23 protein-coding genes are annotated in these 25,146 nt (G+C 66.4%); 10 read left to right on the forward strand and 13 right to left on the reverse strand.

Annotated features, from left to right (window positions below; genetic code table 11):
* Window positions 1-30 precede the first annotated feature (30 nt).
* The 6 genes from RID11_RS03930 (at window position 31) to RID11_RS03955 (ending at window position 4,415) form a co-directional block, all read left to right on the forward strand.
* A complete protein-coding gene (locus RID11_RS03930) occupies window positions 31-276 on the forward strand; it encodes a hypothetical protein (protein WP_350136127.1) in 246 nt (81 codons plus the stop codon).
* A gap of 24 nt (window positions 277-300) precedes the next feature.
* Entirely contained in the window at window positions 301-1,536 is a 1,236-nt protein-coding gene (locus tag RID11_RS03935) for an MFS transporter (RefSeq protein WP_350136128.1), read from the forward strand.
* A gap of 67 nt (window positions 1,537-1,603) precedes the next feature.
* On the forward strand, window positions 1,604-2,362 hold the full coding sequence (locus tag RID11_RS03940; RefSeq protein WP_350136129.1) for an alpha/beta fold hydrolase: 759 nt from the start codon (window positions 1,604-1,606) through the stop codon (window positions 2,360-2,362).
* Window positions 2,362-3,345, forward strand: coding sequence for an alpha/beta hydrolase (locus RID11_RS03945; protein ID WP_350136130.1), 984 nt, complete (start codon window positions 2,362-2,364; stop codon window positions 3,343-3,345). Before RID11_RS03940 ends, RID11_RS03945 begins: the two co-directional genes overlap by 1 nt.
* Before the next feature lie 97 nt (window positions 3,346-3,442).
* Window positions 3,443-4,171, forward strand: a complete 729-nt coding sequence (locus RID11_RS03950) for an alpha/beta fold hydrolase (RefSeq protein ID WP_350136131.1) — start codon at window positions 3,443-3,445, stop codon at window positions 4,169-4,171.
* Window positions 4,164-4,415 carry a hypothetical protein gene (locus RID11_RS03955; RefSeq protein WP_350136132.1) on the forward strand — a complete coding sequence of 84 codons (252 nt, stop codon included), beginning with the start codon at window positions 4,164-4,166 and terminating at the stop codon, window positions 4,413-4,415. The genes RID11_RS03950 and RID11_RS03955 overlap by 8 nt, the downstream gene beginning before the upstream one ends.
* Here the strand turns inward: RID11_RS03955 and RID11_RS03960 are convergent.
* Window positions 4,412-4,999, reverse strand: a complete 588-nt coding sequence (locus RID11_RS03960) for a TIGR04282 family arsenosugar biosynthesis glycosyltransferase (protein WP_350136133.1) — start codon at window positions 4,997-4,999, stop codon at window positions 4,412-4,414. The two genes, RID11_RS03955 and RID11_RS03960, sit on opposite strands and share 4 nt — an antisense overlap.
* 8 nt (window positions 5,000-5,007) lie before the next feature.
* Window positions 5,008-6,159 carry a succinyl-diaminopimelate desuccinylase gene (dapE, locus tag RID11_RS03965; protein ID WP_350136134.1) on the reverse strand — a complete coding sequence of 384 codons (1,152 nt, stop codon included), beginning with the start codon at window positions 6,157-6,159 and terminating at the stop codon, window positions 5,008-5,010.
* Between the two features lie 361 nt (window positions 6,160-6,520).
* On the opposite strand from dapE, the gene RID11_RS03970 reads away from it, so the two are divergent.
* Together RID11_RS03970 and RID11_RS03975 are read left to right on the forward strand one after the other, a co-directional pair.
* On the forward strand, window positions 6,521-8,101 hold the full coding sequence (locus RID11_RS03970; protein ID WP_350136135.1) for a Hint domain-containing protein: 1,581 nt from the start codon (window positions 6,521-6,523) through the stop codon (window positions 8,099-8,101).
* A gap of 1 nt (window position 8,102) precedes the next feature.
* On the forward strand, window positions 8,103-9,194 hold the full coding sequence (locus tag RID11_RS03975; RefSeq protein ID WP_350136136.1) for a Hint domain-containing protein: 1,092 nt from the start codon (window positions 8,103-8,105) through the stop codon (window positions 9,192-9,194).
* A 13-nt stretch (window positions 9,195-9,207) separates the two neighbouring features.
* Here the strand turns inward: RID11_RS03975 and RID11_RS03980 are convergent, their stop codons facing one another.
* Together RID11_RS03980 and RID11_RS03985 are read right to left on the reverse strand one after the other, a co-directional pair.
* A complete protein-coding gene (locus RID11_RS03980; RefSeq protein WP_350136137.1) occupies window positions 9,208-10,494 on the reverse strand; it encodes a sensor histidine kinase in 1,287 nt (428 codons plus the stop codon).
* Window positions 10,495-10,620: 126 nt separating this feature from the next.
* A complete protein-coding gene (locus tag RID11_RS03985) occupies window positions 10,621-10,953 on the reverse strand; it encodes a DUF8846 family protein (protein ID WP_350136138.1) in 333 nt (110 codons plus the stop codon).
* A gap of 120 nt (window positions 10,954-11,073) precedes the next feature.
* On the opposite strand from RID11_RS03985, the gene RID11_RS03990 reads away from it, so the two are divergent.
* The gene (locus RID11_RS03990) at window positions 11,074-11,466 is read left to right on the forward strand and encodes a rhodanese-like domain-containing protein (protein WP_350136139.1); all 393 of its coding nucleotides are present in this window, start codon (window positions 11,074-11,076) and stop codon (window positions 11,464-11,466) included.
* Between the two features lie 309 nt (window positions 11,467-11,775).
* Here the strand turns inward: RID11_RS03990 and dapD are convergent, their stop codons facing one another.
* From dapD to RID11_RS04030, 8 genes are all read right to left on the reverse strand, one after another.
* Window positions 11,776-12,603: a 2,3,4,5-tetrahydropyridine-2,6-dicarboxylate N-succinyltransferase gene (gene dapD, locus RID11_RS03995; RefSeq protein WP_350136140.1), complete on the reverse strand. Its 828-nt coding sequence runs from the start codon at window positions 12,601-12,603 to the stop codon at window positions 11,776-11,778.
* A gap of 182 nt (window positions 12,604-12,785) precedes the next feature.
* A complete protein-coding gene (locus tag RID11_RS04000; RefSeq protein WP_350136141.1) occupies window positions 12,786-15,233 on the reverse strand; it encodes a GcvT family protein in 2,448 nt (815 codons plus the stop codon).
* A 57-nt stretch (window positions 15,234-15,290) separates the two neighbouring features.
* Window positions 15,291-16,187: a homocysteine S-methyltransferase family protein gene (locus RID11_RS04005; RefSeq protein WP_350136142.1), complete on the reverse strand. Its 897-nt coding sequence runs from the start codon at window positions 16,185-16,187 to the stop codon at window positions 15,291-15,293.
* Window positions 16,184-17,248 (reverse strand): zinc-binding dehydrogenase, encoded by a 1,065-nt coding sequence (locus RID11_RS04010; protein WP_350136174.1) that lies wholly within the window; start codon window positions 17,246-17,248, stop codon window positions 16,184-16,186. The genes RID11_RS04005 and RID11_RS04010 overlap by 4 nt, the downstream gene beginning before the upstream one ends.
* Before the next feature lie 2 nt (window positions 17,249-17,250).
* Entirely contained in the window at window positions 17,251-19,695 is a 2,445-nt protein-coding gene (locus RID11_RS04015; protein ID WP_350136143.1) for a GcvT family protein, read from the reverse strand.
* 12 nt (window positions 19,696-19,707) lie between these two features.
* The gene (locus RID11_RS04020) at window positions 19,708-20,079 is read right to left on the reverse strand and encodes a GFA family protein (protein WP_350136144.1); all 372 of its coding nucleotides are present in this window, start codon (window positions 20,077-20,079) and stop codon (window positions 19,708-19,710) included.
* Window positions 20,079-20,699: a LysE family translocator gene (locus tag RID11_RS04025; protein ID WP_350136145.1), complete on the reverse strand. Its 621-nt coding sequence runs from the start codon at window positions 20,697-20,699 to the stop codon at window positions 20,079-20,081. Before RID11_RS04025 ends, RID11_RS04020 begins: the two co-directional genes overlap by 1 nt.
* Before the next feature lie 10 nt (window positions 20,700-20,709).
* Window positions 20,710-21,282 carry a helix-turn-helix domain-containing protein gene (locus RID11_RS04030; RefSeq protein WP_350136146.1) on the reverse strand — a complete coding sequence of 191 codons (573 nt, stop codon included), beginning with the start codon at window positions 21,280-21,282 and terminating at the stop codon, window positions 20,710-20,712.
* 180 nt (window positions 21,283-21,462) lie between these two features.
* On the opposite strand from RID11_RS04030, the gene rnr reads away from it, so the two are divergent.
* The gene (gene rnr, locus RID11_RS04035) at window positions 21,463-23,718 is read left to right on the forward strand and encodes a ribonuclease R (RefSeq protein ID WP_350136147.1); all 2,256 of its coding nucleotides are present in this window, start codon (window positions 21,463-21,465) and stop codon (window positions 23,716-23,718) included.
* A gap of 18 nt (window positions 23,719-23,736) precedes the next feature.
* Here rnr and glmM read toward each other — a convergent pair whose 3' ends face one another.
* Window positions 23,737-25,077 carry a phosphoglucosamine mutase gene (gene glmM, locus RID11_RS04040; RefSeq protein ID WP_350136148.1) on the reverse strand — a complete coding sequence of 447 codons (1,341 nt, stop codon included), beginning with the start codon at window positions 25,075-25,077 and terminating at the stop codon, window positions 23,737-23,739.
* Between the last annotated feature and the right edge of the window lie 69 nt (window positions 25,078-25,146).

The following is a 25,146-nucleotide window of genomic DNA, read 5'->3' on the forward strand; positions in this document are numbered from 1 at the left end:
GGCGCCGCGAGGGCTGAGGAGGCCACAGACATGCCGGGTTACAATTCCAAATTCGAACTGTCGGTCGAGGACATGGATCTGATCGAGGCGGCGCTGCGTCAGACCAAGTCAGAGCTTTCGGCGCGCGTGCTGCCCGAAGCGGAACAGCACGACAAGACCGAGGACAGTATCGGCGAGGCCGATGAGACGCTGCGCCAGATCCACGATCTGCTGGGCCGTCTGCACAATCAAAAGGTCTTTTACCGCCCGCGTCGCGGTGCCTATATCGGCGGGTGATCGCACAGGTCTGCCGCGAACCCTATGTCATCGCTCACCGACCGGCTGATCGCGCCGGACATGGAACCGCCTGAGGCGCGCAATGCCCGGCGGCACATCGCGGCGCTCAGCCTCAGCAAGCTGTCGGATGGGTTGGTTGATCCGAAACTGGTGCTGAGCTGGCTGTTGGGGGGCATGGGTGTGCCCGCCGCCTTCATCGGCATGCTGGTGCCGATCCGTGAAGCCGGGGCACTTCTTCCGCAGGTCGTTCTTGGCGGCTGGCTGAGCCGGCTGCGGCAACGCCGGTGGGTCTGGGTCATCGGCAGCGCCGTGCAGGGCGTGGCGGCCATCGGGATCGCGCTTGCCGCCCTGTGGACAGCGGGCGCATTGGCCGGGGTGCTGATCTGCGCGTTGCTTGCCTGTCTCGCGGTGGCGCGCGCCGCCTGTTCGGTCTCATACAAGGATATTCTGGGCAAGACCGTCGGGCAGTCACGCCGCGGCGCGGTGACGGGTCTTGCAGGGTCGGTTTCGGCGGCGGCGGTGGTGATTTTCGCCGCGCTGATGCTGACCGGCGTTCTGAAATCGCAAGATGCGCTGATCGCGGCCATTGCGGTCGCCGGGTTGGCGTGGCTGGTGGCGGCGCTGGTTCTGGCGGGGCTGCGCGAGGAGGACAGCACGCCCAACGGTGCCTCGCCGGTCGAGACCTATCGAGAGATTTTGCGCCGGGACGCCAACCTGCGCCGCTTCATCCTGGTGCGTGGCCTTCTGGTCTCGACCGCGCTGGCCCCGCCCTACATGGTTTTGCTGACCGCGCAAGAGGGCGGCGCATTGGGCACGCTGGGGGCGATGCTGCTGGCCTCGTCGGTGGCCGCGTTTGTCAGTTCCTATGTCTGGGGGCGGCTGGCGGATCGCAACAGTGCGGGCGTGCTGGCGATGGCAGGCGGCTTTGCCGGGCTGGCGATGCTGTCGGCGATGGCGGCGCAGGTGATGGGGTTTGCTCAGGTGCCCGGCGTGATCCCGATGATCCTGTTCGTGCTGATGCTGGCCTATCACGGGGTGCGGCAGGCGCGGTCGGTCTACCTCGTGGATATCTCCGACCCGGACCTGCGCGCGCAGAATGCCGCGATTGCCAATACCGCGGTCGGCGGCGTTCTGCTTCTGGCCGGGCTGATCGGCGGCGCGCTGTCCTTTGTCGGGCCGCTTGGGGCGCTGGCGGGCTTTGCCGCAATGGCGCTGGCGGGCGGTGGCTGTGCTCTGACGTTGCGTCGCGTGCAGGCGTGAGCCGAAAGCGGTTTGCCCTGATCGGGCCGCGCGTGCATGATCGCCCCGCATGACGAGGGAGGACGCAATGCAAGAGCCGTCTTATCTGACCACCGCCGAGGGGCGTCAACTCGCCTATCACCTCACGCCGGGGCAGGGGCCGGGCGTGGTGTTTCTCGGCGGGTTCAAATCCGACATGGAGGGGACCAAGGCGCTCTGGCTCGAGGAGTGGGCGCAGCGCACAGGCCACACCTTCCTGCGGTTCGACTATTCCGGGCACGGGCGCTCCTCGGGGGCGTTCACCGACGGCTGCATCGGCGATTGGGCGGCGGATGCGCGGGCGGTGATCGAGGCGCTGACCAAGGGGCCGCAGATCCTCGTGGGCTCGTCCATGGGCGGCTGGATCGCGCTCTTGCTGGCGCGGGCGATGCCGCGGCGCGTGGCGGGCATGGTGACCATCGCCGCCGCCCCGGATTTCACCGAGGATTCGATGTGGGCGGGTTTTGACGCGGCGCAGCGCGCGGCGTTGCAGAACGACGGGCAACTCGCCCTGCCGAGCGACTATGGCGAGCCCTATATCATCACCCGTCGCCTGATCGAGGAGGGGCGCGACAACCTGGTCTTACGCAGCCCGCTCGATTTGCCCTTTCCTGTTCGATTTCTGCAAGGAACAGCCGATCAGGACGTGGATAAATCTGTTGCATTGTCGCTTTTAGACCATTCTGCCGGGCCCGATATGCGGCTCACGCTGGTCGACGGGGCCGATCACCGCTTCTCTGATGCCGACTGTCTGGCGCTGATCGGGGCCTCGCTCGAAGAGGTGATCGCACGGGCGGGTCAGGTGTGATGCGGCGGGCGCTGCGCGGGCTTGGACGGCTGGCGCTGGCGCTGCTCGCGGTCATTGCCGTGGCGCTTGTCCTCGCCCCGCGTGAAGAGTTGGCGGCGCCCGCGCCGTTCGAGCCGCGCAAGTTCGGCGAGGGGATCGGCGTTTATCTGGAGGTGGTCGAATCCGCCTATGCCGACATTCGCCCCGATAGCGAAAAGCGCGTGATCTGGGCCGGACAACGCGAGACGCGCACGCCGATTTCGATTGTCTATCTGCACGGCTTTTCCGCATCGAGCCAGGAAATCCGCCCGGTGCCGGATCGGCTCGCCGAGGCCTTTGGCGCGAACCTCGTCTACACGCGGTTTCGCGGCCACGGGCGGACGCCCGATGCGATGGGCGAGGCGACGGCGAGCGACTGGCTGGCGGACGCCGCAGAGGCGCTGGCGCTTGGCCGTGCCACCGGCGAGCGGGTGATCATCATCGCCACCTCGACCGGGGCAAGCATCGCGGCGGTGGCCTTGCAGGAGGCGGCGCTGCGCGACGGCGTGGCGGGGATCATCATGGTTTCGCCGAATTTCGGGATCAACAACCCCATGGCCCCGCTGCTGACGCTGCCGGGCGCGCGGCACTGGTTGCCGCTGCTGGCCGGTCAAAGGCGCAGTTTCGAGCCGCGCAATCCCGGGCAGGCGGCGGAATGGACGACGGAATATCCCAGTGTCGCGGTCTTTCCGATGGCGGCCATCGTCGCCCATGCGCGTGATCTGGATTACACTGGCATGACGCTGCCTGCGCTCTTTTATTATTCCGACGCCGACCGGGTCGTCCGGCCCGACATCACGGCAGAGGTGGCGGCCCGCTGGGGCGGCCCGGTGACGCGCGCGGCCCCCGATTTGGGATCGGAGGATGATCCCTTTGCGCATGTCATCGCGGGCGAAATCATGTCGCCGGGCAACACTGCGGCGGCCATTGAGGTGATGCGCGACTGGATTTCGGGCGTAATCTGACGCGCGGACGCAGCCGGGGCTTGCCCTTTGGCCCCGGGCGGTGTCATGCTTTCGCACAAAAGCGGGGGCGCAGACCCTCGGGAGAGCGAGATGTCCGATGAGCAGTGATCCGGTTGTGTTTCTTCCCGGCATGATGTGCGACGCGCGCCTTTTCGCGCCGCAACTGGCCGATCTCAGCCGCGATATGGCGGTCACTGTCGCACCTGTCACCGGCGGCGACCGGATCGAGGAAATCGCTTCGGGGCTTCTCGACGTGCTGCCGCAGCGGTTTGCGCTGGCGGGGCTGTCGATGGGCGGTATCGTGGCCATGGATATCCTGCGCCGTGCGCCTGACCGGGTGACGCGCATCGCCCTGATGGACACGAATTCCTTGGCCGAAACCCCGCAATCCGCCGCCGGGTACGAGCCCTTCATCATCAAGCTGCGCGCCGGACGCATCGCCGAGGCTGTCGAGATGATGCTGGGCCGCGATGTACTGGCGCCGGGCCCGGCCCGTGCCGGGGTGATGTCGGCGCTGGTCGAGATGGCCGAAGGCCTTGGCGTGGCGGCGATCATCCGCCAAACCCGCGCCCTGCAGCGTCGCCGCGACTACCAATCGGTGCTGCGTCGCTGCAAGGTGCCCGCACTCGTGCTCTGCGGCGCGCATGACACGCTCACCCCGCTCAAACGGCATGAATTCATGGCCGAAATGATCCCCAATGCGACGCTGACGGTGATCCCGGACGCCGGGCACCTGCCGGTGCTGGAGCAGCCCGAGGTGACGACAGCAGCGCTGCGGGGGTGGTTGAAACGGCCCTTGATGTTGCAGAACCGCGTGGATGCCTGATCGAAACCAGAAACGTGAGGCCTCTGCCAAGGGAAAACTGCGGCAATGGCGACGCCGGGTGCAGCTGTGGACCGGACGCAAACTGCCGCCCGGCCTGCGCCTTGTCGCGGGGCTGTTGCTGATCTGTGGCGGTTTTCTGGGGTTCCTGCCGGTGCTGGGATTCTGGATGATCCCGCTTGGCCTTGCGGTGGCGGCGCTCGACGTGGTGCCGCTCTGGCGGTGGCTGCGGGGGCGACGGCGTTAGCCGGGGCGACGGCGCGGCAGGTCTGCGACCGTGTCCACGTCGCGCAGCCGGTCGATCAGGGCCACGCTTTGCCCGCCGAGGCTGTGAACCGTATCATCAAGCGCGTGTTCGCTCGACCAGCGCACCCCGTCGAACAGCGTTGTCGGCACGCGCTGCGTACGGCGCAGCCCAATCAGCCAATAGCCCCCGTCATGCGCCGGACCGACCACCGCATCATGCCGCCCGAGGGCATCAAAGGCGCGCGCGACATGGGCGGCGCGAATGCCCGGGATATCCGCGCCGATGATGCAGACCGGCCCCGGCGGCGCGCTGCGCAAGAGCCGCCCCATCCGGTCGCCCAGATTGCCCGGCCCTTGCGGGAGACGCGGCAGATGCGCAGGCCAGACGCGGCTTTGCAGGCCCGCGCGGTCGGGGCTGACGGCAAGGCTCAGATGCCAGCGGGGATCGTCCACCTCGCGCAAGAGCCGCGCCACCTGATGGCGAAACCACCACGCCGCCGCCGTCATGCCGATGTCCCGCCCGAGCCGTGTCTTGACGCGACCGGGGCGTGGTTCCTTGACCATGACGATCAGCTGCCGCCGCATCCGGTGCATCAGGCGAAATAGTCGCGCAGGATACGGCTATAGATCCCCTTGAGCTGGTGAATCTGCGCCAATTCCACCCGCTCGTCCACCTGATGCATGGTCTGGCCGACAAGGCCGAATTCCACCACCGGGCAGTGATCCTTGACAAAGCGCGCATCCGACGTGCCCCCCGTGGTCGAGAGCACCGGCATCACGCCGGTTTCGGCCTTAACCGCGCCCGCCACCAGATCCGAGAGCGGGCCGGGCGGGGTCAGGAACGACTCGCCCGAGACCTTCACCCGCATCGCGCCCGTGACGCCGAATTCCTCCGCCACCCGGTCGATCTCGCCTTGCATCCATTGGATGAGGCTGGCGCTGTCATGGGCGTCGTTGAAGCGGATATTGACCGTGGCGCGGCACTCGGCGGGGATCACGTTGGTGGCCGGGTTGCCGGTGTCGATGGTGACCACGGCCAGCGTCGAGGCATCGAAATGCTCGGTGCCCTCATCGAGGGGGTGCGAAGACAGCCGGTCCATCAGCCGCGCCATGGCGGGCAGCGGGTTGCAGGCGCGGTGCGGATAGGCGGAATGGCCCTGAACCCCGGTGACCGTGATCCATGCCGACAGCGAGCCACGCCGCCCGATCTTGATCATGTCGCCCATGCGCTCGGGGCAGGTGGGCTCCCCCACAAGACAGGCGCTCATGCGCTCGCCCTGCGCGTCCATCCAGTCGAGCAGGGCGGTGGTGCCGTCCACCGCGTCGCCTTCCTCATCGCCGGTGATGGCGAGGATCAGCGCGCCCTCGGGCGGGGTTTCTGCCACGAAATCCACCGCCGCCGCGACAAAGGCCGCGACACCGGATTTCATGTCCGTGGCCCCGCGCCCGTATAGCACGCCGTCTTTCTCGACCGCGCCGAAGGGCGGCACGGTCCATGCCGCCTCATCCCCCACCGGCACCACGTCGGTATGACCGTTGAAGCCGAAGCTGCGCGCTGCCCCCTTGTCGCCCCACCGCGCAAAGAGGTTGCTGACCCCGCCACGATCCACGCGGGTGCAGGCAAAGCCCGCGCCGCTCAGCACCTCTTCGAGCAGGTGCAGCGCGCCGCCCTCTTCGGGGGTGACCGACGGGCATTTGATCAGATCGGCAGTCAGTTGCGCGGGATCGAGCGGGCTATGTGGCATATGCAGGGGTCCTCTGAGATCGATATCCCCGACCGGTTAGCGCGGATCGCGCCCAAGCGCAAACCCGGACCCCGTGGCCGGTTTGCAAGGCTGACTCTGCGTCACGCGAATAAACCTTAACACTGATGCAAGTTTTTGGTATCTAAAGACAGTCAATAAAAACCCGAGGCAGGGCAAGACAGACTTACGGGCCGCCAGTTCCGCAAAAGGACATAGATCCTCAAGGACAATGGCCCCGACATCCGGGCAGGCCGCGTGTCAGCAGGCAAGGGCGCGCGTCCCCGTCATTCAGGATCGGATGGCCCAGTTCGGGCCGTGTAATGCTGCGTTTGCGCTGCCTTTCAAAGAGGTGGGGCAGGATATGGTTTCAGGCGTAGAGATACCGATCGACCGCGGTGCGTCTGCGACGGAAATGGCGCAGACGATATTTGGCGACGGCGTCACGGTGATCGGGGCCTCCTATACGGGCGACCGCGACAGTTCCGGCATCTACACCAATGGCGACAGCATCTCGCCGGGGGTGACCCCGGGCGACACGGGCGTGATGTTCTCGACCGGTGATCTGCGCGGTTTTACCAATAACAATTTCTTCCAGTCGAACCAGAGCGCCAGCACGACGACGTCGTCGAGCGGACCCAATGGGGTCAACGATTTTGACAATGCGGCAGGGTCCCGGACTTTCGACGCCTCTTATCTCGATGTCGATTTCATCCCGACCGGCGACGTGATGACGATGCAATTCGTCTTCGCCTCCGAGGAATATCCCGAATTCGCCACCGGCGCGTTCCAGGATTTCTTTGGCGTCTGGGTCAACGGCAATCTCGTGCCGCTCAGCATCGGCGATGGCGATATCGACCCCAACAACCTCAATGCCGGGTCGAACGGCAACCTCTTCATCGACAACACGGCTGACCAGTTCAACACCGAGATGGACGGCTTCACTGCGACACTGACGCTGACCATGCCGGTGAATGCGGACGAGGTGAATTCGATCCGGATCGGCATCGCCGACGTGACCGACAGCAACTACGATTCCACCGTGATGATCGCGGCGGACAGCGTGCAGACCACGCTGGTCGCGGGCGATGACACGACCACGCTGTTTCCCGATGGCTCGCGCACGCTCGATCTTCTGGCCAATGACATCAACAACACTGCCGGAACGCTGACGATCACCCATTTGAACGGGCAGTCGGTGTCGGCGGGCGATATCGTCACGCTCAATTCAGGACAGCAGATCCAGCTCAACGCCGATGGCACGGTCGAGGTGATCGGCGATGGCGATACCGAACTTTTCAACTTTACCTACGAGGTCGAGAGCAGCACCGGGCAGACCGATGTGGGCTTTGTCACCGTCGATTCAGTGCCCTGCTTCGTGGCCGGAACGCTCATTCGCACGCCCGAAGGCGAGGTGCCGGTCGAGACGTTGCAGCCGGGCGATCTGGTACTGACACAGGATGACGGTGCGCAGCCCTTGCGCTGGATCGGGCGGCGCCGCGTGATGGCGGCGGGCGACTTTGCGCCCATTCGCATTGCCGCCGAAACCTTTGGCGCGCATCGCGAATTGCTTCTGTCACCGCTGCACCGGGTGCTGATCCGCGACAGTCTGGCAGAGTTGCTCTTTGGCGAGCGCGAGGTGCTGGTCGCGGCGCGCGATCTGGTCAATGACCGCTCGGTGCGGCGGATCGAGGGTGGCGAGGTGGAATATGTGCATATCCTTTTTGACCGGCATCAGGTGGTCTTCTCCGAAGGCTTGCCGACCGAAAGCTTCCTGCCCGGGCCGCAAACCGCCCGCAGCTTCGAGGCCGAGATCGTCGAGGAGATCTGCGCGCTCTTTCCCGAAATCGACCCGGAAACAGGCGCGGGCTACAGTGCCGCTGCGCGGCGCACGCTCAAGCGATACGAGGCGCGGCTCCTGATGACCCACGCGCGCGCGGCCTGAGATGGGCTGGATCGCGGTCACCGATCACGACGGCGGGCATTTCATGCCGCAGGGCCTCGGGCAGCCGCAATCGGGCCGCGAGGTGATCCCGGATGCCAGCGATCTGATGGCCCGCGGCACCCTGATGATCGAGACACGCCCGGCGATGGAGCCGCGCCCGCAGACGCTTTTGTCGTTCAGCCGCAGCCATCCGTGGCATGGCGGGATCTCGCTGCAGGCGCTGCCGTCGGGCGGAATCAGCCTGATTGAGACGCAGGCGGGCGACGTGCGCCACGCCACGCTGCCCTACCGGCTCGATGATCGCACCGACAGCCTGCGCATCACCTATAGCTGGGACGCGCCCGCGCGGTGGGGGCGGCTCTCGGTCGAGCGACCAGAGGTGTTCGGCGTGGCCTCGATCGCGCTTCCGCCGCCGCATCCGATCCCGCTGTCGGACATGCGCACGGTCTTCACCGATCCGCGTCAGCGTCATATGGACCGGGACGTGATCTTTGCGGCGCTCTCGTCGCGGATCGAGCCGGTCGGCCCGATGCCGGGGCTGAGCGCGTCGGTTCCGGTGCTCACGCCCGGCGGCTATGTGGCGGTGGGACGGTTGAAGCGCGCCGACAAGGTGTTGACCACCGAAGGCGCACCCGTGCCGGTGCTGCAAAGCCTGCATCGCCGGGTGCCCGCATTCGGCAGCTTCCGCCCCGTGCGGTTGCGCGCGCCCTATTTCGGCCTGCGCCGCGATATCGTGGTGGCGCCGCATCAGCGGCTGGTGATCCGCGGCTCCGAGGTGGAATATCTCTTCAACTCCGAGGCGGTGCTGGTGCCCGCCCGACATCTGGTCAACGGGTTCTCGGCGCTTTTTGCCGAGACCCCGACGTTGGTAAGCTATCACAACCTGCTGTTGCCCGGGCACGAGGAACTCGATGCCGCCGGAACGCAGACCGAGAGCCTTTATGTCGGACGGTTGCGCCGCAAGCCCGATCTGGTCGGGCTGAGCGTGCTGTCGGGGTGTGATCGCGCGCGCCTGCCCGAACATCCCAAGCCGCTCTGGCCGGTGCTGAAACCCTATGAGGCGATCACCCTCGCGATGAACCGCGCGGCCTGATCCGGGGCCACTCTCAGGCGCGGGCAGGCTGCGCGCGGGGCAATTCGACCCAGACAAGCGCGCCTTGCGACACGGTCCGGTCAATGCCGACGCGGCCCTGCATGGCCTCGGCGCTCAGGCGGGCGATCGCCAATCCCATGCCTGCGCCAAAGGTCGTGCCGGTCGCCTGATCCAGCCGCTCGAACGGGGCAAAGGCCTGTTCGGGGTCGTCGGTGTGAAACCCGGGCCCGTCATCGGCGACCGTCACCCTCACCTGACCGTCCCGTGCCGGGGTGATGCCGATGCTGACGGTGCCCTCCGGCCCGCTGTAGCGCAGCGCGTTCTCCACCAGATGCGACAGGATATCTGTCAGCATGGTCCGGTCCGCCCAAACCTCCAGCGGGCTGTCCGCCTGTGACAACTGAATCGCGTTCTCCCGGACCTTCGCGCGATACTGGTCACGTACATCTTCGATCACGGTCGCGACGCGCACGGCGCGCAGCGTGACAGGCGCGCGGCGTGCGGCCAGATCGGCGAATTGCACCGTGTTCTCGATGGTCGACAGTAGCGTCTTGCCGGCCTCCATGATGCGCGCGGCATAAAGCGCCTGCTGACGGTCCTCGCGCTTGGCCGCGTCCTCCTCGATCAGGTCCGCCAGCCCGATCACGGCGCTGAGGGGGGTGCGCATTTCGTGGCTGATGCCCGACAAGAGCACGGTCTTGGCGCGGCTCGTCTGGTCGGCCTGACGTTTGGCCTCTTCCAACTCGGCCTCGTAGGTCTTTGAAACAAATGCGAAATAGAACACCTGAAAGATGATGATGCTGAATGCCGTTACCCCCGACATCGGGGCATAGAACCGGCTCGCCATATCCGCTCCGATCAGCGGCGACAGCGACCCGTGCAGCACGAACCACGTCACCCAAAGCAGCACCGGCACCGCGATCATCGCCGTGATATGCCCGCGCTCGCGGTGCAGCGAAAACACCGCAAAGGGAAAGCCGGCCATGGGAATGAGGATCGTCGCCACACCGCCCGCCGGGTGCACCACGCAGGCCCCGAGGAAGATCGCCAGATTCGTCGAGCCGAGCCAGAGGGTGTTGCCCCAGGCAAGCGGCAGATGCGAGGCCAGCAGACGTGCCGCGACAAACCCCGAAAACGCAAGCGCGCCGATCAGAAAGACCGGCAATTCCCCACTGACCGCCGTGAGGGCGAGCCAGGCACTGGTAAAGATCAGCCCGAAAAGTACGAAGGCAAAGGAAATACGCGCGCGGATGATCGCCTTTTCCGAGCCCTTGCGCGCCTCTGCTACGTCGTCAAGCATTGCGTCTCTCCGCCAGTCTGGCCTTTGCTGATCTTTCGCTGTGCAACGCGTACCCGGCACGCGGGACGGCTTCGGAATATGCGCGGCGCGGAGCCCTACTGCAAGCTCCGTGCCCCGCCCGGTCCGCTAGTCGAAAAACGGTGTCATCTGCGCAACGATCACCGCATTCTCGTCGAGGGCACGCAGCATCAGGGCGCGTTCCTCGTCTGATATCTCGTGGCCCTCGGCCTCGCGCTCTGCCAATGTGCCATAGCCCGACACGTCGAGCGGCGCGGTATCGGCCTGTTTGAGGATCGCCACCGTCTCGCGCACCGCCTCGGCCTCGTCCACACCCGAGGCAAAGACCATGAGCGCGGCCCCGGTCGCCTTGGCAGGCAGGCCGTCCCCGGCCTTGCGGCCAATCTCGACCAGCAGGGTATAGACTTGCTGGCGATTCGGTTTCTTTTCGGTCTCGCTCATCTCCGGCCCTCCGTTGCCGCGCAGCCCTGCGCTAAGCCGCCTGCGAAGTCAAGCTGACCGGGTTTCCATTGAGGCCGGGTGGCGTTAGCTTCGGCTGGATCGTGACAGGAGGACGTGCGGATGAAACGGATCAAGGACATGGTGGCCGAGGCGAATGCAGTTGTGGCGCATGCGCCCGCGGCGCAGCTACTGGACCTGCACGGTACCGAAGGCGTGACCTTCGTCGATCTTCGAGATCCGCGCGAGTTGGAGCGCGAAGGCATGATCCCCGGGGCCTTCCACTGTCCGCGCGGGATGCTCGAATTCTGGATCGACCCCGAAAGCCCCTATGCCAAGCCGCAATTCCAGAGCGGAGGGCGGTTCGTGTTCTATTGCGCGTCGGGCTGGCGATCGGCGCTCGCGGCACGCACGGCGCAGGAGATGGGGCTGGCGGGTGTGAGCCATGTGAGCGACGGGTTCTCGGGCTGGAAGGCCGCAGGGGGTGCCGTGGCCGAGAAGCCGCGAAAGGGCTGAACGGCTGGAGCAGTCGCGCCGCGAGGCAGCGATTGGCCTGTTGCGGACCTTGGCCGTTATGTCCCTGCGCGAAACGCGGCCGTAAGGCCGCCGCGCATCGCCGTGCCGCCCCCCGGCGCGGCGATTTGGCTGCAACCTGCTCTTCGCTCTGATGTTTTTCGGGCTTGGCTGAGATAAAGCGCTACAAAAAGGACGTTGGATCGCCACACCGCGGCACGACGATGCGCGGCTCAGTCCAACGGCAGCAACAGACCAAAATCGCCCCGCACCAAACGAAACGCTCTCCTCGCCACAATGCCGCCGCCCGGATCAGTCGCGCAGCAACTCGTTGATCGCGGTCTTCGAGCGGGTCTGCGCGTCCACGCGCTTGACGATCACCGCGCAATAGAGGTTGAGGTTGTTCTTGGTCGGCATCGAGCCCGACACCACCACCGAATAGGGCGGCACCTCGCCGATGAAGACCTCACCGGTCTCGCGGTCGACGATCTTGGTCGATTTGCCGATGTAGACCCCCATGCCCAGAACCGAGCCCTCGCGCACGATGCAGCCCTCGACCACCTCCGAGCGCGCCCCGATAAAGCAGTTGTCCTCGATGATCGTCGGGCCTGCCTGCATCGGTTCCAGCACGCCGCCGATGCCGACGCCGCCTGACAGGTGCACGCCCTTGCCGATCTGCGCGCAGCTGCCCACGGTGGCCCAGGTATCGACCATCGTGCCCTCGTCCACATAGGCGCCGAGGTTGACGAATGACGGCATCAGCACCACGCCGGGCGCGATATAGGCGGATTTGCGTACCACGCAATTCGGGACGGCGCGAAAGCCTGCGCTGCGCCATTCGGCTTCTCCCCAGCCGTTGAACTTGCTGTCGACCTTGTCCCACCAGCCGCCCGCCTGCGGTCCACCGGGATGGATTTCCATATCCTTGATGCGAAAGCCCAGAAGCACCGCCTTCTTGGCCCATTGGTTGACATGCCAGTCGCCGTTCTCCTGCCGCTCGGCCACGCGCAGCGTGCCGCTATCCAGCGCGTTCAGCGTCGCCTCGATGGCCTCGCGGGTTTCGCCGCCGGTCTTGGGCGTGATGGTGTCGCGCGCCTCCCAGGCGGCTTCGATGGCGGTTTCAAGGGCTGCGTTTGACATGGGCGTTTCCTTCGGATCAATGGCGTGTGTCGTGTTCGCCTATAAGCGCAAGCCGTGCCGGGATCAATGCGACCAACCGCAAGGCACACGCGACCTCAGCCGCGCCAAACCCCGTCATCCTCCGGCTTGACCGGAGGATCTCCCCGTCATCCGCGCGATGTGTGCCTGCGCGCGGCGCAGTCTCAGCCGCGCATCCGCTCGGATTTCGGGTCATACATGGGCCGCAGGCTCGCCTCGGCCCGCACCCGGCTGCCCGCCACGTCGATCTCGTAGCCCGAGGCCAGCACCTCATCCGCGCTCTCACCCTTGCACGGCACGTATCCCATGCCGATGGCGGCCCCCAGGTGATGGCCATAGGCCCCCGAACTCAAGTAGCCCACGATCTCGCCATCCCGCAGCAACGGCTCGTTGTGATAGAGCATCGGCTCCGGATCGGTCAGGCGGAATTGCAGCAGGCGGCGCGTGAGACCCGCCCCGCGCCTCCTCAGGACCGCGTCGCGTCCGATGAACTCGGGCTTGTCGGTCTTGACCGCGAATCCCAGCCCCGCCTCCAGCACGTGATCCTCGCAGGTGATGTCATGGCCGAAATGGCGAAACGCCTTCTCGATCCGGCAGCTATCCATCGCGTTCAGCCCACACAGCGTCAGCCCGTGATCGGCGCCTGCCTCGGCCAGCACCTCGAAGACATGCCCGGCCATGTCGGCGCTCACGTAGATCTCCCAGCCGAGTTCTCCCACGTAAGACACACGATGCGCCCGCGCCAGCCCCATGCCGATCTCGATCTGCCGCGCCCATCCGAACGGATGCGCCTCGTTCGACAGATCATCCGGCGACACCGCGCGCATCAGGTCGCGCGCCTTCGGCCCCATCACTGCCAGCACGCCCTCACCAGCCGTCACATCGGTGATCACCACCATCCGGCCGTCCAGATGCCGCCGCAGCCAGGTTTCATCCGCCAGCCGCGTCGCAGCGGGGGTGACCACCAGATAGGCGGTCTCCGACAACCGCGTCACCGTCACATCCGCCTCGATGCCGCCGCGCGCATTGAGGAACTGCGTATAGACGATCCGGCCCACCGGCACCGCAATATCCGCCCCGCAGACATGGTTGAGAAACGCCTCAGCGTCCGGCCCGTCGACCCGCAGCTTGCCGAAACTCGACATGTCGTAAAGGCCCACGCCCTCGCGGATCGCCCGATGCTCGGCGGCGGCATTGTCGAACCAGTTCTGCCGTCCCCAGCCATAGCGATACGCGCGCTCTTGCCCCTCGCGCGCATACCAATTGGCGCGCTCCCAGCCCGCTGTCTCGCCCATCACAGCCCCACGCTCCAGCAGTTGCGCATGAAACGGCGTGCGCCGGACGCCCCGCGCCGTGGCCTTCTGCCGGTAGGGGTAGTGATCGGCATAGAGCAGGCCGAGCGTTTCCTTCGAGCGCTCGAACAGATACTGCCGGTTGCCCTGAAGCGGCTGCATCCGTGAAATATCCACATCGCCCAGGTCAAAGGGCTTCTCGCCATCCTCCATCCATTGCGACAGCGCATGCCCCGCGCCGCCCGCCGATTGAATGCCGATCGAGTTGAACCCAGCCGCCACCCAGACATTGTCCATCTCGGGACACAGCCCCAGATGATAGGCATCATCGGGGGTAAAGCTTTCGGGACCGTTAAAGAACGTGTGAATCCCCGCCTCGGCCAGCATCGGCATGCGGTTGACGGCGGCCTCGAGGATCGGCTCGAAATGGTCGAAATCCTCCGGAAGCTGATCGAATTCGAAACTCTCGGGAATGCCCGCCATGCCCCAGGGCTTGGCGTTCGGCTCGAACGCGCCCAGCATCATTTTCCCGGCATCCTCCTTGTAATAGGCGCATTCGTCCGGCACCCGCAGCACGGGTAGCTGCGACAGCCCGGCAATCGGCTCCGACACGATATAGAAATGCTCGCAGGCATGCAGCGGCACGTTGGTGCCCGCCATGCGGCCCACCTCATGCCCCCACATGCCCGCGCAATTCACTACATGCTCGCAGGCGATATGGCCCGCGCTGCCATCCTCGCCCTGCCAGTCCGCGCCCGTGACGCGACGGCCCGTCCGCGCGATTCCGGTGACCTTCACCCGTTCGGCCACCCGCGCGCCCCGGCTGCGCGCGCCCTTGGCCAATGCCAGCGCGATATTGGCCGGGTCGGCCTGTCCGTCAGTGGGCAGCCACACGCCCCCCGTTACGCCCTCGATGTTGAGATGCGGATAGCGGTCCCCGATCTCGGCGGGGCTCAACTCCTCCACCGGCACGCCAAAGGCCCGCGCCATCGCCGCGCTGCGCTTGAGCTCCTCCAGCCGCTCCGCCGTCAGCGCCGCCGAGATCGAGCCCACCTGCCGGAACCCCGTGGCGATGCCGGTCTCGGCCTCGAGCCCGGTATAAAGCTCGGCTGAGTAGCGCGCGAGCCGGGTCATGTTGGCACTGGCGCGCAACTGCCCGATGAGGCCCGCGGCGTGCCACGTGGTGCCCGAGGTCAGCGCCTTGCGCTCCAGCAGCACCACGTCGGTCCAGCCCAGCTTGGTCAGGTGATAGGCGACAGAGCAGCCCACGACGCCGCCGCCGATGATGACCACGCGGGCCCGGTTTGGAAGATCGGTCATGTCTCGCCTCTTGTAAGCGTTGCGCATTGGGTATTTTTGCCAAGAAGAAACAGCGGCTCAGACAATCTCGTGCCCTGCCGCGCGGATACGCCGGGCCAGTTCCGCGATGTGATCGGGGCCGATCTCGCAGCAGCCGCCGACGATGGTCGCGCCCGCGTCGATCCAGCCCATGACGGTCGTGGCATAGGCGGCGGGGGAGAGATCGGTCCGCTGTTCGAGCGCATCGACGGTGGGGGCGCTGCCCAGAAACCCCTCGCTGATCCGGGTGAAGCCGTTGGCATAGGCGCCGAAGGGCAGGCCGAACGCGGCGATATGCGGCAAGCCCTGCGTGATCGCCTCGGGCGGCGAGCAGTTGAGCAGGAGCGCGGCGGGCGGCATCTCGGCCAGAAGCGGCGCGAGGGCCGAGAGCGGCTCGCCCGAGCGCAGCCGCGTGCCGTCCTTGTCCATCACCGAGACCGCCAGCCAGAGCGGTACGCCCGCCGCCCGCGCCGCCAGACACGCGCCGCGCGACTGATCGACCGAACACATGGTCTCGAACAGCAACAGATCGACGCGCGGCGCGATGGCGGCCACCGGCTCTGCATAGATCGCCGCCGCCTCCTTCGCCGGGGGGCAGAGATCGGGGCGGTAGGATTGCACCAACGGCCCCACCGCGCCCGCCACGCGCCCCGCGCCATGCCCGTCACGGGCGGCGATGGCGGCGCTGACGGCCACATCAGCGAGGCGGTCCACCGCATCCTGCAGCCCGACCCGCACCAGCCGGTCGCGCAGCACCGCGTAGGTATTGGTGGTGGCCACCGTCGCCCCGGCGGCGAAATAGGCGTCATGCACCTGCCGCACGATCTCCGGGTGGTCGATCATCACCTGCGTGGACCAGAGCGGCGTCGCCCGGTCGCCGGAGCGTTTCACGAGTTCCTGTCCGATGGAGCCGTCGAGCAACGTGATGTCTGTCATGCAGTTACCTCCGGTGGCAAGAGTATGAGCTTTCCGGTGTGGTTCTTGGTCTGAAAATCCGCCTGCGCGCGGGCGATGTCGCGCAGGGGATAGGTGGCGCTGATCCGGGGCCGTACCTCTCCGGCGCGGACCATGTCCATCAGCCGGGCAAAGACGCGCGGCGGCTGATAGGTGCAGCCGTGGAGCGTGATGTCGCGCAGGTAGATGCGGCGCAGATCGGCCTCGATCATCGGCCCGGCGATGGCCCCCGCCACGGCGTAATGCCCGCCGGGGCGCAGCGCGTCGATGAGCGCGGCCACACCCGGCCCGCCCACGAGGTCGATCACCGCGTGATAGTGGTCTTGGGGCAGGGGGGTGTCACGCGCGATGACCTCCGCCGCGCCCTCTTCCATGACGGTTGCGGCCTTCGACGGCGCGGCGATACCCGTCACCCGCGCGCCCATGCTTGAGGCCAGTTGCACCGCCGCAAGGCCGACATTCCCCGAGGCCCCGGTAATGAGCACCTCCTGTCCCGCCGTGACACCCGCCCGATCCAAAAGCCCCATCGCGGTGCCGAAACCGCAGGGCACGGCGGCGATTTCCACATCCGAGAGCGGCGCGTCGGTCACATCGTAAAGGTCGCCCGCCCGCATCAGGCAATACTCGGCAAAGGCCCCGTCGATCTCAGAGCCGAGCGCGATGAACCCCACCGGGTTGTCGTCCGTCGGGCGCGGAATATTGATCGGGCAGGTGATGCGCGCGCCAACCGTCGGGGCAGTGACGCCCGCGCCCTGCGCCACCACCTCACCGCAGAGATCGCCGCCCTGAATGAGCGGGAATCGTAGCGCCCCCGACCAGCCGCCCGCCGCGACGCCCTCACCCGTGTCGCCCGTGGCCCCCGTCACCTCCGCCGCATACCAGCCCTCGCGGGTGTTGATATCGGTGTTGTTGACCCCCGCCGCCAGTACCCGCACCAGCACCTCGCCCGCACCGGGGCGCGGCACCGGGATATCCTCGCGCCAGACCAGCGCCTCCGGCCCGCCATGGCGGGTGAGGTGGACGCCGCGCATGGTGGCGGGCAGGCTCACGCCTTGAGCCTTTCGTTCTGCGGATCCCAAACCGGCGCGTCGGGCTGCACCGTGGCCGGGAACCGCTCGCCGTAGATCTCAACCTCCAGCTTCGTGCCCGGCACCGCCAGATCGGCGCGCAGCATGGCGAGCGCCACCGAGGCCCCCACGCGGTAGCCCCAAGTACCCGACGTGGTCTCGCCCACGATCTCGCCCCCGTGCCAGAGCGTCGACATGTAGGGCGCATCCGCCGCCCCCGCCTCGACGATCAGCGGCGCGAACCGCTTCGCCACCCCCCGCTGTTTCTCGGCCAGAAGCGCCGCTTTGCCCGGAAACGCCTGCGGCTTGTCGAGCTTGACAAACCGCTCCAGCCCACCCTCCAGCAGCGAGTAATCGGTCGACAGATCGCCCTTCCACGCGCGATAGCCTTTCTCGATACGCAGGGAATTCAGCGCCCACATGCCGAAGGGCTTGGCCCCCGCGTCCGTCACCGCGTCCCAGATCACCGGCACCTCCGCCGCCGGGCAATGGATTTCCCAGCCCAGTTCCCCGGCAAAGGACACCCGGATCAGCACGCAGCCAACACCGCAGACCGTCGTATCCTGCACGCTCAGCCAGGGCAGCGACAGGTCCGCATCGGTCAGCGGCCCGAGAATGTCGCGCGCGGCAGGCCCGGTCACCAGCAGGCAGTCATACCTGTCGCTCCGGTCGGTCAGCGTCACCCCCTCGGGCAGGCCGCGCGCCAGCACGTCGCGGTCGTGCCATTGCGCCGCCCCGGCGGTGATCAGCCAGATCTCGTCCTCCGAGCGCGGGATCACCGACATCTCGGTCAGGATGCGCCCCCGGTCATCGCCGAAATACGCCAGCCCGATCCGCCCCGGCTCCGGCAGGCGCGACGCGGTAAGCCCGTCCACATGGTCCCGCGCCCCCGGCCCCTCGACCGCAATCCGTGTAAAGCCGGAAATCGCGATGACGCCTGCATGATCGCGCACCGCGAGCGCCTCCTCCCGGATGCGCGCCTCCCAAGGCCCCGCGCGGTCCCATGTCTGCGTCGCCTCCTCGGAGGTATCATCCCCCGGCTTCGCAAACCAGTTCGCCCGCTCCCAACCGTTATAGGCCCCCATCTGCGCCCCCGCCGACTTAAGCCGGTCATGCAGCGCCGAGACGCGGCGATCGGGGGCCGCCGGCCAGCGATGCCAGGGGAAATGCATCCCGTATTCGTGGCCATAAACCTCCATCCCCTTCGCCACGCAATAGTCGGGATCGGTGTAATCGGTGTAGCGGCGCGGGTCACACGACCACATGTCCCACTCCGTCGCGCCCTCGGTCACCCATTCCGCCAGCACCTTGCCCGCGCCTCCGCCCTGCGCGATGCCAAACGTAAAGACACAGGCCTCAAAGGCATTCGGCACCCCCGGCATCGGCCCAAGCAGCGGCATCCCGTCCGGCGCATAGGGAATCGGCCCGTTGATGATCTTGCTGATCCCGGACGTGCCCAGCAAAGGCACCCGCGCCATCGCGTCGGTCACGATCTCCTCGATCCGGTCGATATCCTCCTGCCAGAGCTGAAAGCTGAAATCGTCGGGCATCGGGTCCGATGGGTCCACCCAATGCGCCCGGCAGCGCGGCTCGTAGGGGCCGAGGTTGAAGCCGTGCTTTTCCTGTCGCAGGTAATAGGACACATCGACATCGCGCAACAGCGGCAGCTTGCGCCCCTGCTCCTTCGACCAGGCCTCGATCTCGGGGATTTCCTCGGACAAAAGATATTGATGGCTCATCACCATCATCGGCACGGTGCGCCCGCCATAGGGCTTGAACCACTCGCCGACCCGCTGCGCGTAATAGCCCGCCGCGTTCACCACGATCTCGCAGCGGATCTCGCCCTTCTCGGTCTCGACAATCCATTCGCCGTTCTCACGCCGCACGCCAGTCGCGGGGCAAAAGCGGAGCACGCGGGCCCCCATCTCGCGCGCCCCCTTGGCCAGCGCCTGCGTCAACTGCGCGGGATCAATATCGCCGTCGTTCGGATCATAAAGCGCGCCCTTCAGATCATGCGTCTCGATGAACGGATAGCGCGCCTTGATCTCGTCCACCCCGAGGATTTCCAGATCCATCCCCTGATGCCGCCCCATCCCCTTGGCGCGCTCGAATTCCTGCATCCGCGCGCGGCTATGCGCCAGACGGATGGAGCCGGTCTGATGATAGTTCATCGGATAATCGACCTCGGCCCCCAGCCGCGCATAAAGCTCGGTGGAGTAGCGCTGCATGTTCATCACCGACCAGCTTGTGGAAAACGTCGGCACATTGCCCGCCGCGTGCCATGTGCTGCCTGCGGTCAACTCATTGCGCTCCAGCAGTGCAGAGTCCGTCCAGCCCGCCTTGGCCAGATGATAGAGGCACGACGCCCCGACCGCACCGCCGCCGATGATCACCGCCCGCGCGGTGCCTGGTATCTCAGCCATGTCTCCCCTCCCTTACTCTTTCTGCGGCACACCGCACGCGATGTCGTAATAGTCGCCCTTGTCGGCGACGAAGATGTGCTTCTCCAGCCGCAGCCCGGTCGGCTCATCAAGCGCCCCGAGCGCAAAGCTCATCGTGTCCTCGGCATCCGCCGCCCAGAACAGGAACGACCCGCAGCGCGGGCAGAACCCGCGTTTCGCCGTCTCGCTCGCGGCATACCAGTTCACCTTGCCGGAAATACTCAAATCCGACCGCGCCACATAGGCCGACGCCCAGAGATGGCCGGACTGTTTGCGGCACTGCCCGCAATGGCACACGCTCGGCCCTTGCGGGGCCGCGCCCACGGTGAATGTCACATCGCCGCACAGACACGATCCTGTCAGCATCACACCCTCCCCGGTGTTGCGGCGCTGCCCAATGCCACGCCATAGATCACGAAGGCGGCCGCCATTGCGCGCCGCAGCCAGACATTGACCACCGCCCCGAGTGCCGCCCGCCCCAGCCCCGCGCCCAGCGCGGTAAAGCCGGTATAGCTGAGCGCCGTGATGGTCAGCGCAGTGGGAAAGATCACCCACATCTGCTCCCAGATCGGCACATCCGGCTGCACGAATTGGCTGAACGCCGCGAGATAGCCCGCCACGCTCTTGGGGTTGATCGTGGCCACCATGAAGGCCCGCCAGAAGACAGACCCGCCGGTTTGCTCTTGGGTTCGGATCGGCCGCGTGGCCCGCATCCAGCCGCGCACGCCCAGCCAGATCAGAACCCCCGCGCCCAGCAGCTTCGCCGCCTCGAAGGCCATCGGCGAGGCGGCAATCAGCGCGGTGATCCCCGCCGCCGACAGCGTCAGGAACAGCGTCGCCTGCGTCAGAATTGCCGCCACGCCCCACAGACCCCGGCGAAAGCCCACATTCATCCCGTTGGTGATGCAGTTGACGTGATTGGGGCCGGGCGTGGTTACGAACACAACCCAGAAGAGCGCAAAGACGGTCCAGGCTTGATAGCTCATCGCCGCCCCCTCAATAGACCGGCGGGGCGATCACCCAGATCGCAACGCAAGGGTCATCATAAGGGTTGGCCCAGCAATAGGGCTCGCCGCGAAACCGGAAACTGTCACCGGGGCCAAGGGTGAATCGCCGCTCGCCGATCCGGAGGTCGAGCTGCCCCGAGATGATATAGCCCACCTCCTGTGTCGGGCGCTGCGCCGAACGCTGCATCGTTGAGCCGGGCTTGAAGGTCGAATGGATCACCTCGAACTCGTCGGTCAGATCGGGCGAGAGCAATTCCTCGATCAACCCTTCCTCGCCCGATCCGATGGGCCGCCGCGCGCCCGCGCGCACCACATAGCCCTGTTCGCCCACCGGCGCGCTTGCGTGACCAAAGAGCAGCGACATCGGCACACCCAGCACCTCGGCCACCTGCCGCAGGTCGCTGATCGACGGCTCCGACAGGTCACGCTCGACCTGAGACAGCCAGCCGACCGAACGCCCCAGCCGTCCCGCCAGCGCCGCCAGCGTCAGACCCCGGGCCTTGCGCAAGGCGCGCAGATCAGCCCCCAGCGTGCGGGCGTCGCTCAGGTTCTGTTGCAGCATCGGCAGGGCGCTCCGGTGAAGATTCTCAAACCTTTTTCACCCTGCGCGGGGAAAATGAAAATTCCAAGTATTTTTTCATGGGCGGTTTGTGATACCGACGCGATACCGACAGAATACCGACGCGATACCGCCGCCGTTTTCGCGGATGACGCGCCGCCTGCATCGTGCTACGTCCGAGCCATGAGCCAGATGCCCAGCAAGGCCGAGATCCTGCAATGGATCTCGGATAACCCGACCCTCACCGCGAAACGCGATATCGCCAAGGCCTTTGGAATAAAGGGCTCTGCGCGGATCGACCTCAAGCGCCTGTTGAAGGAGCTGGAGGAAGAAGGCCATCTTGAAAAGCGCAAGAAAACCTACCGCGACCCTGACCGCCTGCCGCCGGTATCTGTTTTGCAAATCAATGCGTTGACCCCGGATGGCGAGTTGCTTGCCAAGCCCCTGGAATGGCAGGGCGAGGGGGTGGAGCCGGTCGTGCTGCTGATCCCGCGCGCCTCTGATCCGGCCCTCGGCGAAGGCGACCGCATCCTCGCGCGCCTGCAAGAGGTCAAGGCCGAGGCGCATCATTACGAGGCCCGTCTCATTCGCCGCATCGGGGCCAACCCCCGGAAAGTATTGGGAGTTTTCCGCAAGAGCGAAGAGGGCGGCCGGATCGTGCCCATCGACAAGGGCGACGGCAAGGAATGGCAAGTCCCCCGCGACGCCACCGGCGGCGCGCAGGACGGCGAGCTGGTAGAGGCCGAACAGGCCGGCCCCAAGACCCGCCTCGGCCTGCCCCGCGCCCGGGTGCTGGACCGGCTGGGCGACCCCTCGGCGCCCAAGGCGGTGTCGCTCATTGCCATCCATCAGCACGGCATCCCGGACGAGTTTCCCGACGACGTGATCGCCGAGGCCGACGCGATGAAACCCGCCGGGCTGGCAAACCGCGACGACCTGCGCGACATGCCACTCATCACCATTGACCCGTCGGACGCGCGCGACCACGACGATGCCGTCTGGGCGCATGCCGATGACGACCCCAAGAACGAAGGCGGTCATGTCATCTGGGTCGCGATTGCCGATGTGGCGCATCACGTGCGTCCCGGTTCCTCGCTCGATGCCGAGGCCAGAAAACGCGGTAATTCCAGTTACTTCCCCGACCGCGTGGTGCCGATGCTGCCGGACCGGCTGTCGGGTGATCTGTGCTCGCTGCACGAGGGCGTGCCGCGTGCCTGTCTGGCGGTGCGGATGCAGATCGACGCCCATGGCGAGAAGGTCGGGCACCGGTTCGTGCGCGGCCTCATGCGCTCTGCCGCCTCGCTCAGCTATCAGCAGATCCAGACCGCAATGGATGGCGCGCCGGATGACACATGCGGCCCCCTGATGGACGAGGTGATCCGCCCGCTTTACGCCGCGCATGATGCGCTGCAACAGGCGCGCCACAAGCGGCAGCCGCTCGATCTCGACCTGCCCGAGCGCAAGGTGGTGCTGAGCGACGAGGGCAAGGTGCTGTCGGTCAATTTCGCCGACCGGCTGGACGCGCATAAACTGATCGAGGAATGCATGGTGCTGGCCAATGTGGCTGCCGCCGAGACGCTGGTCGCGCGCAAATCGCCGCTGCTCTTCCGCGTGCATGAGGAACCCGCCCCCGAGAAACTCGACAGCCTGCGCGAGGTGGCCGAGGCGGCGGGGCTGGTGCTGGCCAAGGGGCAGGTTTTGCGCACCGCGCATCTCAACGCGCTGTTGCACGCAGCCCAGGACACCGACCATTCCGAGGTCATCAACATGTCGACCCTGCGCGCCATGACGCAGGCCTATTACGCGCCGCAGAATTTCGGGCATTTCGGCCTTGCCTTGCAGGCCTATGCGCATTTCACCTCGCCCATTCGGCGCTATGCGGATCTGATCGTGCATCGCGCGCTGATCACCGCGCATGGCTGGGGCAAAGATGGGTTGAGCCCGGCGGAGATCGAGCACCTCGAGAACACCGCGCAGCATATCTCCGAGACCGAGCGCCGCTCGATGATGGCCGAGCGCGACACCAATGACCGCTATCTGGCGGCCTTCCTGTCGGAACGTCTGGGCGAGGATTTCACCGGGCGGATCAGCGGCGTGGCCAAGTTCGGCGTCTTCGTGCGGCTGGATGAAACGGGCGCGGACGGCCTCATCCCCGTGCGCAGCCTCGGGCGCGAGTTTTTCCATTTCGACCGCGAGGCGGGCACGCTGATGGGCTCGGATACCGGGCTGACCATCGGGCTGGGACAGCGCGTGACCGTGCGACTGGCCGAGGCGGCCCCGGTCTCAGGCGGCATCGCGCTCGATCTGGTGAGCATCGAAGGCGAGCAGATGCCCAAGGGCGGGCGTGGCCGACGCGGCAAGCCGCCCCGCCGCAAACAGGCCGCAGCCAAGCACAAGGCCGCCAAGGCCAAGCGCAAGGTCGCGCGCAAGCGCGACTAGTTGACCCGCCGCGCGGCGTCAGCTTTCCTTCCGGACCGCGCCCACAACCTTGTCCATCACCCGGTCGAGCAGCCCTGGATCGAGCGCCTCTGCCATCACGCGGATCAGCGGCTCGGTGCCCGATTCGCGGATCAGCAGGCGCCCGTTCTGGCCCAGTTCCTTTTCGGCTTCGGCCATTGCGGTCTGAACCAGATCGGTTTTCAACGGCGCCTTGCCCTTCGCGAAGCGCACGTTGATCAATTGCTGCGGCACCGGCGCGAAGACCTGTGCGAGCTCGCTCGCCTGCTGGCCGGTTTCGACCATCGCGGCAAGGAATTGCAGCGCCCCGATCAGCCCGTCACCGGTTGTGGCGTAATCCGTCATCACGATATGGCCCGACTGTTCGCCGCCCAGATTGTGCCCGCCAGCGCGCATCGCCTCAACGACGTGACGGTCGCCGACCGGGGTCCGCTTGAGTCCGATCCCCTGAGCGTTCAGGTGCCGCTCCAACCCCAGATTGGACATCACCGTCGCGACCAGCGCATTGCCCGCAAGCCGCCCCTCTTGCGCCCACCGTGTCGCGATCAGGGCCATGAGTTGATCGCCATCCGCGACCCGGCCCTGCTCGTCGATCAGCACCACGCGGTCGGCGTCACCGTCAAGACAGATGCCAAGATCGGCCCGTGTTTCCAGAACCTTGCGCGCGGCGGCCTCGGGCCGGGTAGAGCCGCAGTTGAGGTTGATGTTGAAGCCGTCGGGCTCCACTCCCATGGGGATGACTTCGGCGCCAAGTTCCCACAGAACCTCTGGTGCGGTGCGGTAGGCGGCGCCGTGAGCGCAATCAACCACGATACGCAGCCCATCGAGTCGGCGACGCTTGGGAAAGGTCGTCTTGGCATATTCCACGTAGCGCCCGCGTGCGTCATCGACGCGGCGCGCGCGCCCGATATGCTGCGGGGCCGATGCGGTCACGCCCTCGTTCAGTAGTTTCTCGATGGCATCCTCAGCCTCGTCGCTCAACTTGTATCCATCCGGACCAAACAGCTTGATCCCGTTATCGGAGGCAGGATTGTGGCTGGCCGAGATCATCACGCCCACATCGGCCCGCAGACTATGGGTGAGATAGCCGATGGCCGGGGTCGGCACCGGCCCCAGGAGAAACACGTTCATCCTCGTCGAGGTGAACCCGGCGGTGAGCGCATATTCCAGCATGTAACCAGAAAGCCGTGTATCCTTTCCGATCACCACCCGGTGTTCCTGCTTGTCCTGCCGGAAGTAACGCCCCGCCGCCGCGCCGAGGCGCAGCGCCATGTCGGCGGTCATCGGCCAGCTATTTGCCTGCCCGCGCACACCATCGGTGCCAAATAGTTTCCTGCTCATAAGTGACTTCTCCTGAGTAATGACTTGCACGGGGGAGCCGACCCGGTATGCGCCTCATAGCGTGGCAGG

It is taken from the genome of Roseovarius sp. (genome assembly GCF_040219995.1).
Lineage (GTDB): Bacteria > Pseudomonadota > Alphaproteobacteria > Rhodobacterales > Rhodobacteraceae > Roseovarius.

Excerpts from the sequence above, each read along its gene's own strand:
- RID11_RS03930 (WP_350136127.1), top strand. The coding sequence starts at position 31 with ATGCCGGGTTACAATTCCAAATTCGAACTGTCGGTCGAGGACATGGAT.
- RID11_RS03935 (WP_350136128.1), top strand. The coding sequence starts at position 301 with ATGTCATCGCTCACCGACCGGCTGATCGCGCCGGACATGGAACCGCCT.
- RID11_RS03940 (WP_350136129.1), top strand. The coding sequence starts at position 1,604 with ATGCAAGAGCCGTCTTATCTGACCACCGCCGAGGGGCGTCAACTCGCC.
- RID11_RS03945 (WP_350136130.1), top strand. The coding sequence starts at position 2,362 with ATGCGGCGGGCGCTGCGCGGGCTTGGACGGCTGGCGCTGGCGCTGCTC.
- RID11_RS03950 (WP_350136131.1), top strand. The coding sequence starts at position 3,443 with ATGAGCAGTGATCCGGTTGTGTTTCTTCCCGGCATGATGTGCGACGCG.
- RID11_RS03955 (WP_350136132.1), top strand. The coding sequence starts at position 4,164 with ATGCCTGATCGAAACCAGAAACGTGAGGCCTCTGCCAAGGGAAAACTG.
- RID11_RS03960 (WP_350136133.1), bottom strand. The coding sequence starts at position 4,999 with ATGCGGCGGCAGCTGATCGTCATGGTCAAGGAACCACGCCCCGGTCGC.
- dapE (WP_350136134.1), bottom strand. The coding sequence starts at position 6,159 with ATGCCACATAGCCCGCTCGATCCCGCGCAACTGACTGCCGATCTGATC.
- RID11_RS03970 (WP_350136135.1), top strand. The coding sequence starts at position 6,521 with ATGGTTTCAGGCGTAGAGATACCGATCGACCGCGGTGCGTCTGCGACG.
- RID11_RS03975 (WP_350136136.1), top strand. The coding sequence starts at position 8,103 with ATGGGCTGGATCGCGGTCACCGATCACGACGGCGGGCATTTCATGCCG.
- RID11_RS03980 (WP_350136137.1), bottom strand. The coding sequence starts at position 10,494 with ATGCTTGACGACGTAGCAGAGGCGCGCAAGGGCTCGGAAAAGGCGATC.
- RID11_RS03985 (WP_350136138.1), bottom strand. The coding sequence starts at position 10,953 with ATGAGCGAGACCGAAAAGAAACCGAATCGCCAGCAAGTCTATACCCTG.
- RID11_RS03990 (WP_350136139.1), top strand. The coding sequence starts at position 11,074 with ATGAAACGGATCAAGGACATGGTGGCCGAGGCGAATGCAGTTGTGGCG.
- dapD (WP_350136140.1), bottom strand. The coding sequence starts at position 12,603 with ATGTCAAACGCAGCCCTTGAAACCGCCATCGAAGCCGCCTGGGAGGCG.
- RID11_RS04000 (WP_350136141.1), bottom strand. The coding sequence starts at position 15,233 with ATGACCGATCTTCCAAACCGGGCCCGCGTGGTCATCATCGGCGGCGGC.
- RID11_RS04005 (WP_350136142.1), bottom strand. The coding sequence starts at position 16,187 with ATGACAGACATCACGTTGCTCGACGGCTCCATCGGACAGGAACTCGTG.
- RID11_RS04015 (WP_350136143.1), bottom strand. The coding sequence starts at position 19,695 with ATGGCTGAGATACCAGGCACCGCGCGGGCGGTGATCATCGGCGGCGGT.
- RID11_RS04020 (WP_350136144.1), bottom strand. The coding sequence starts at position 20,079 with ATGCTGACAGGATCGTGTCTGTGCGGCGATGTGACATTCACCGTGGGC.
- RID11_RS04025 (WP_350136145.1), bottom strand. The coding sequence starts at position 20,699 with ATGAGCTATCAAGCCTGGACCGTCTTTGCGCTCTTCTGGGTTGTGTTC.
- RID11_RS04030 (WP_350136146.1), bottom strand. The coding sequence starts at position 21,282 with ATGCTGCAACAGAACCTGAGCGACGCCCGCACGCTGGGGGCTGATCTG.
- rnr (WP_350136147.1), top strand. The coding sequence starts at position 21,463 with ATGAGCCAGATGCCCAGCAAGGCCGAGATCCTGCAATGGATCTCGGAT.
- glmM (WP_350136148.1), bottom strand. The coding sequence starts at position 25,077 with ATGAGCAGGAAACTATTTGGCACCGATGGTGTGCGCGGGCAGGCAAAT.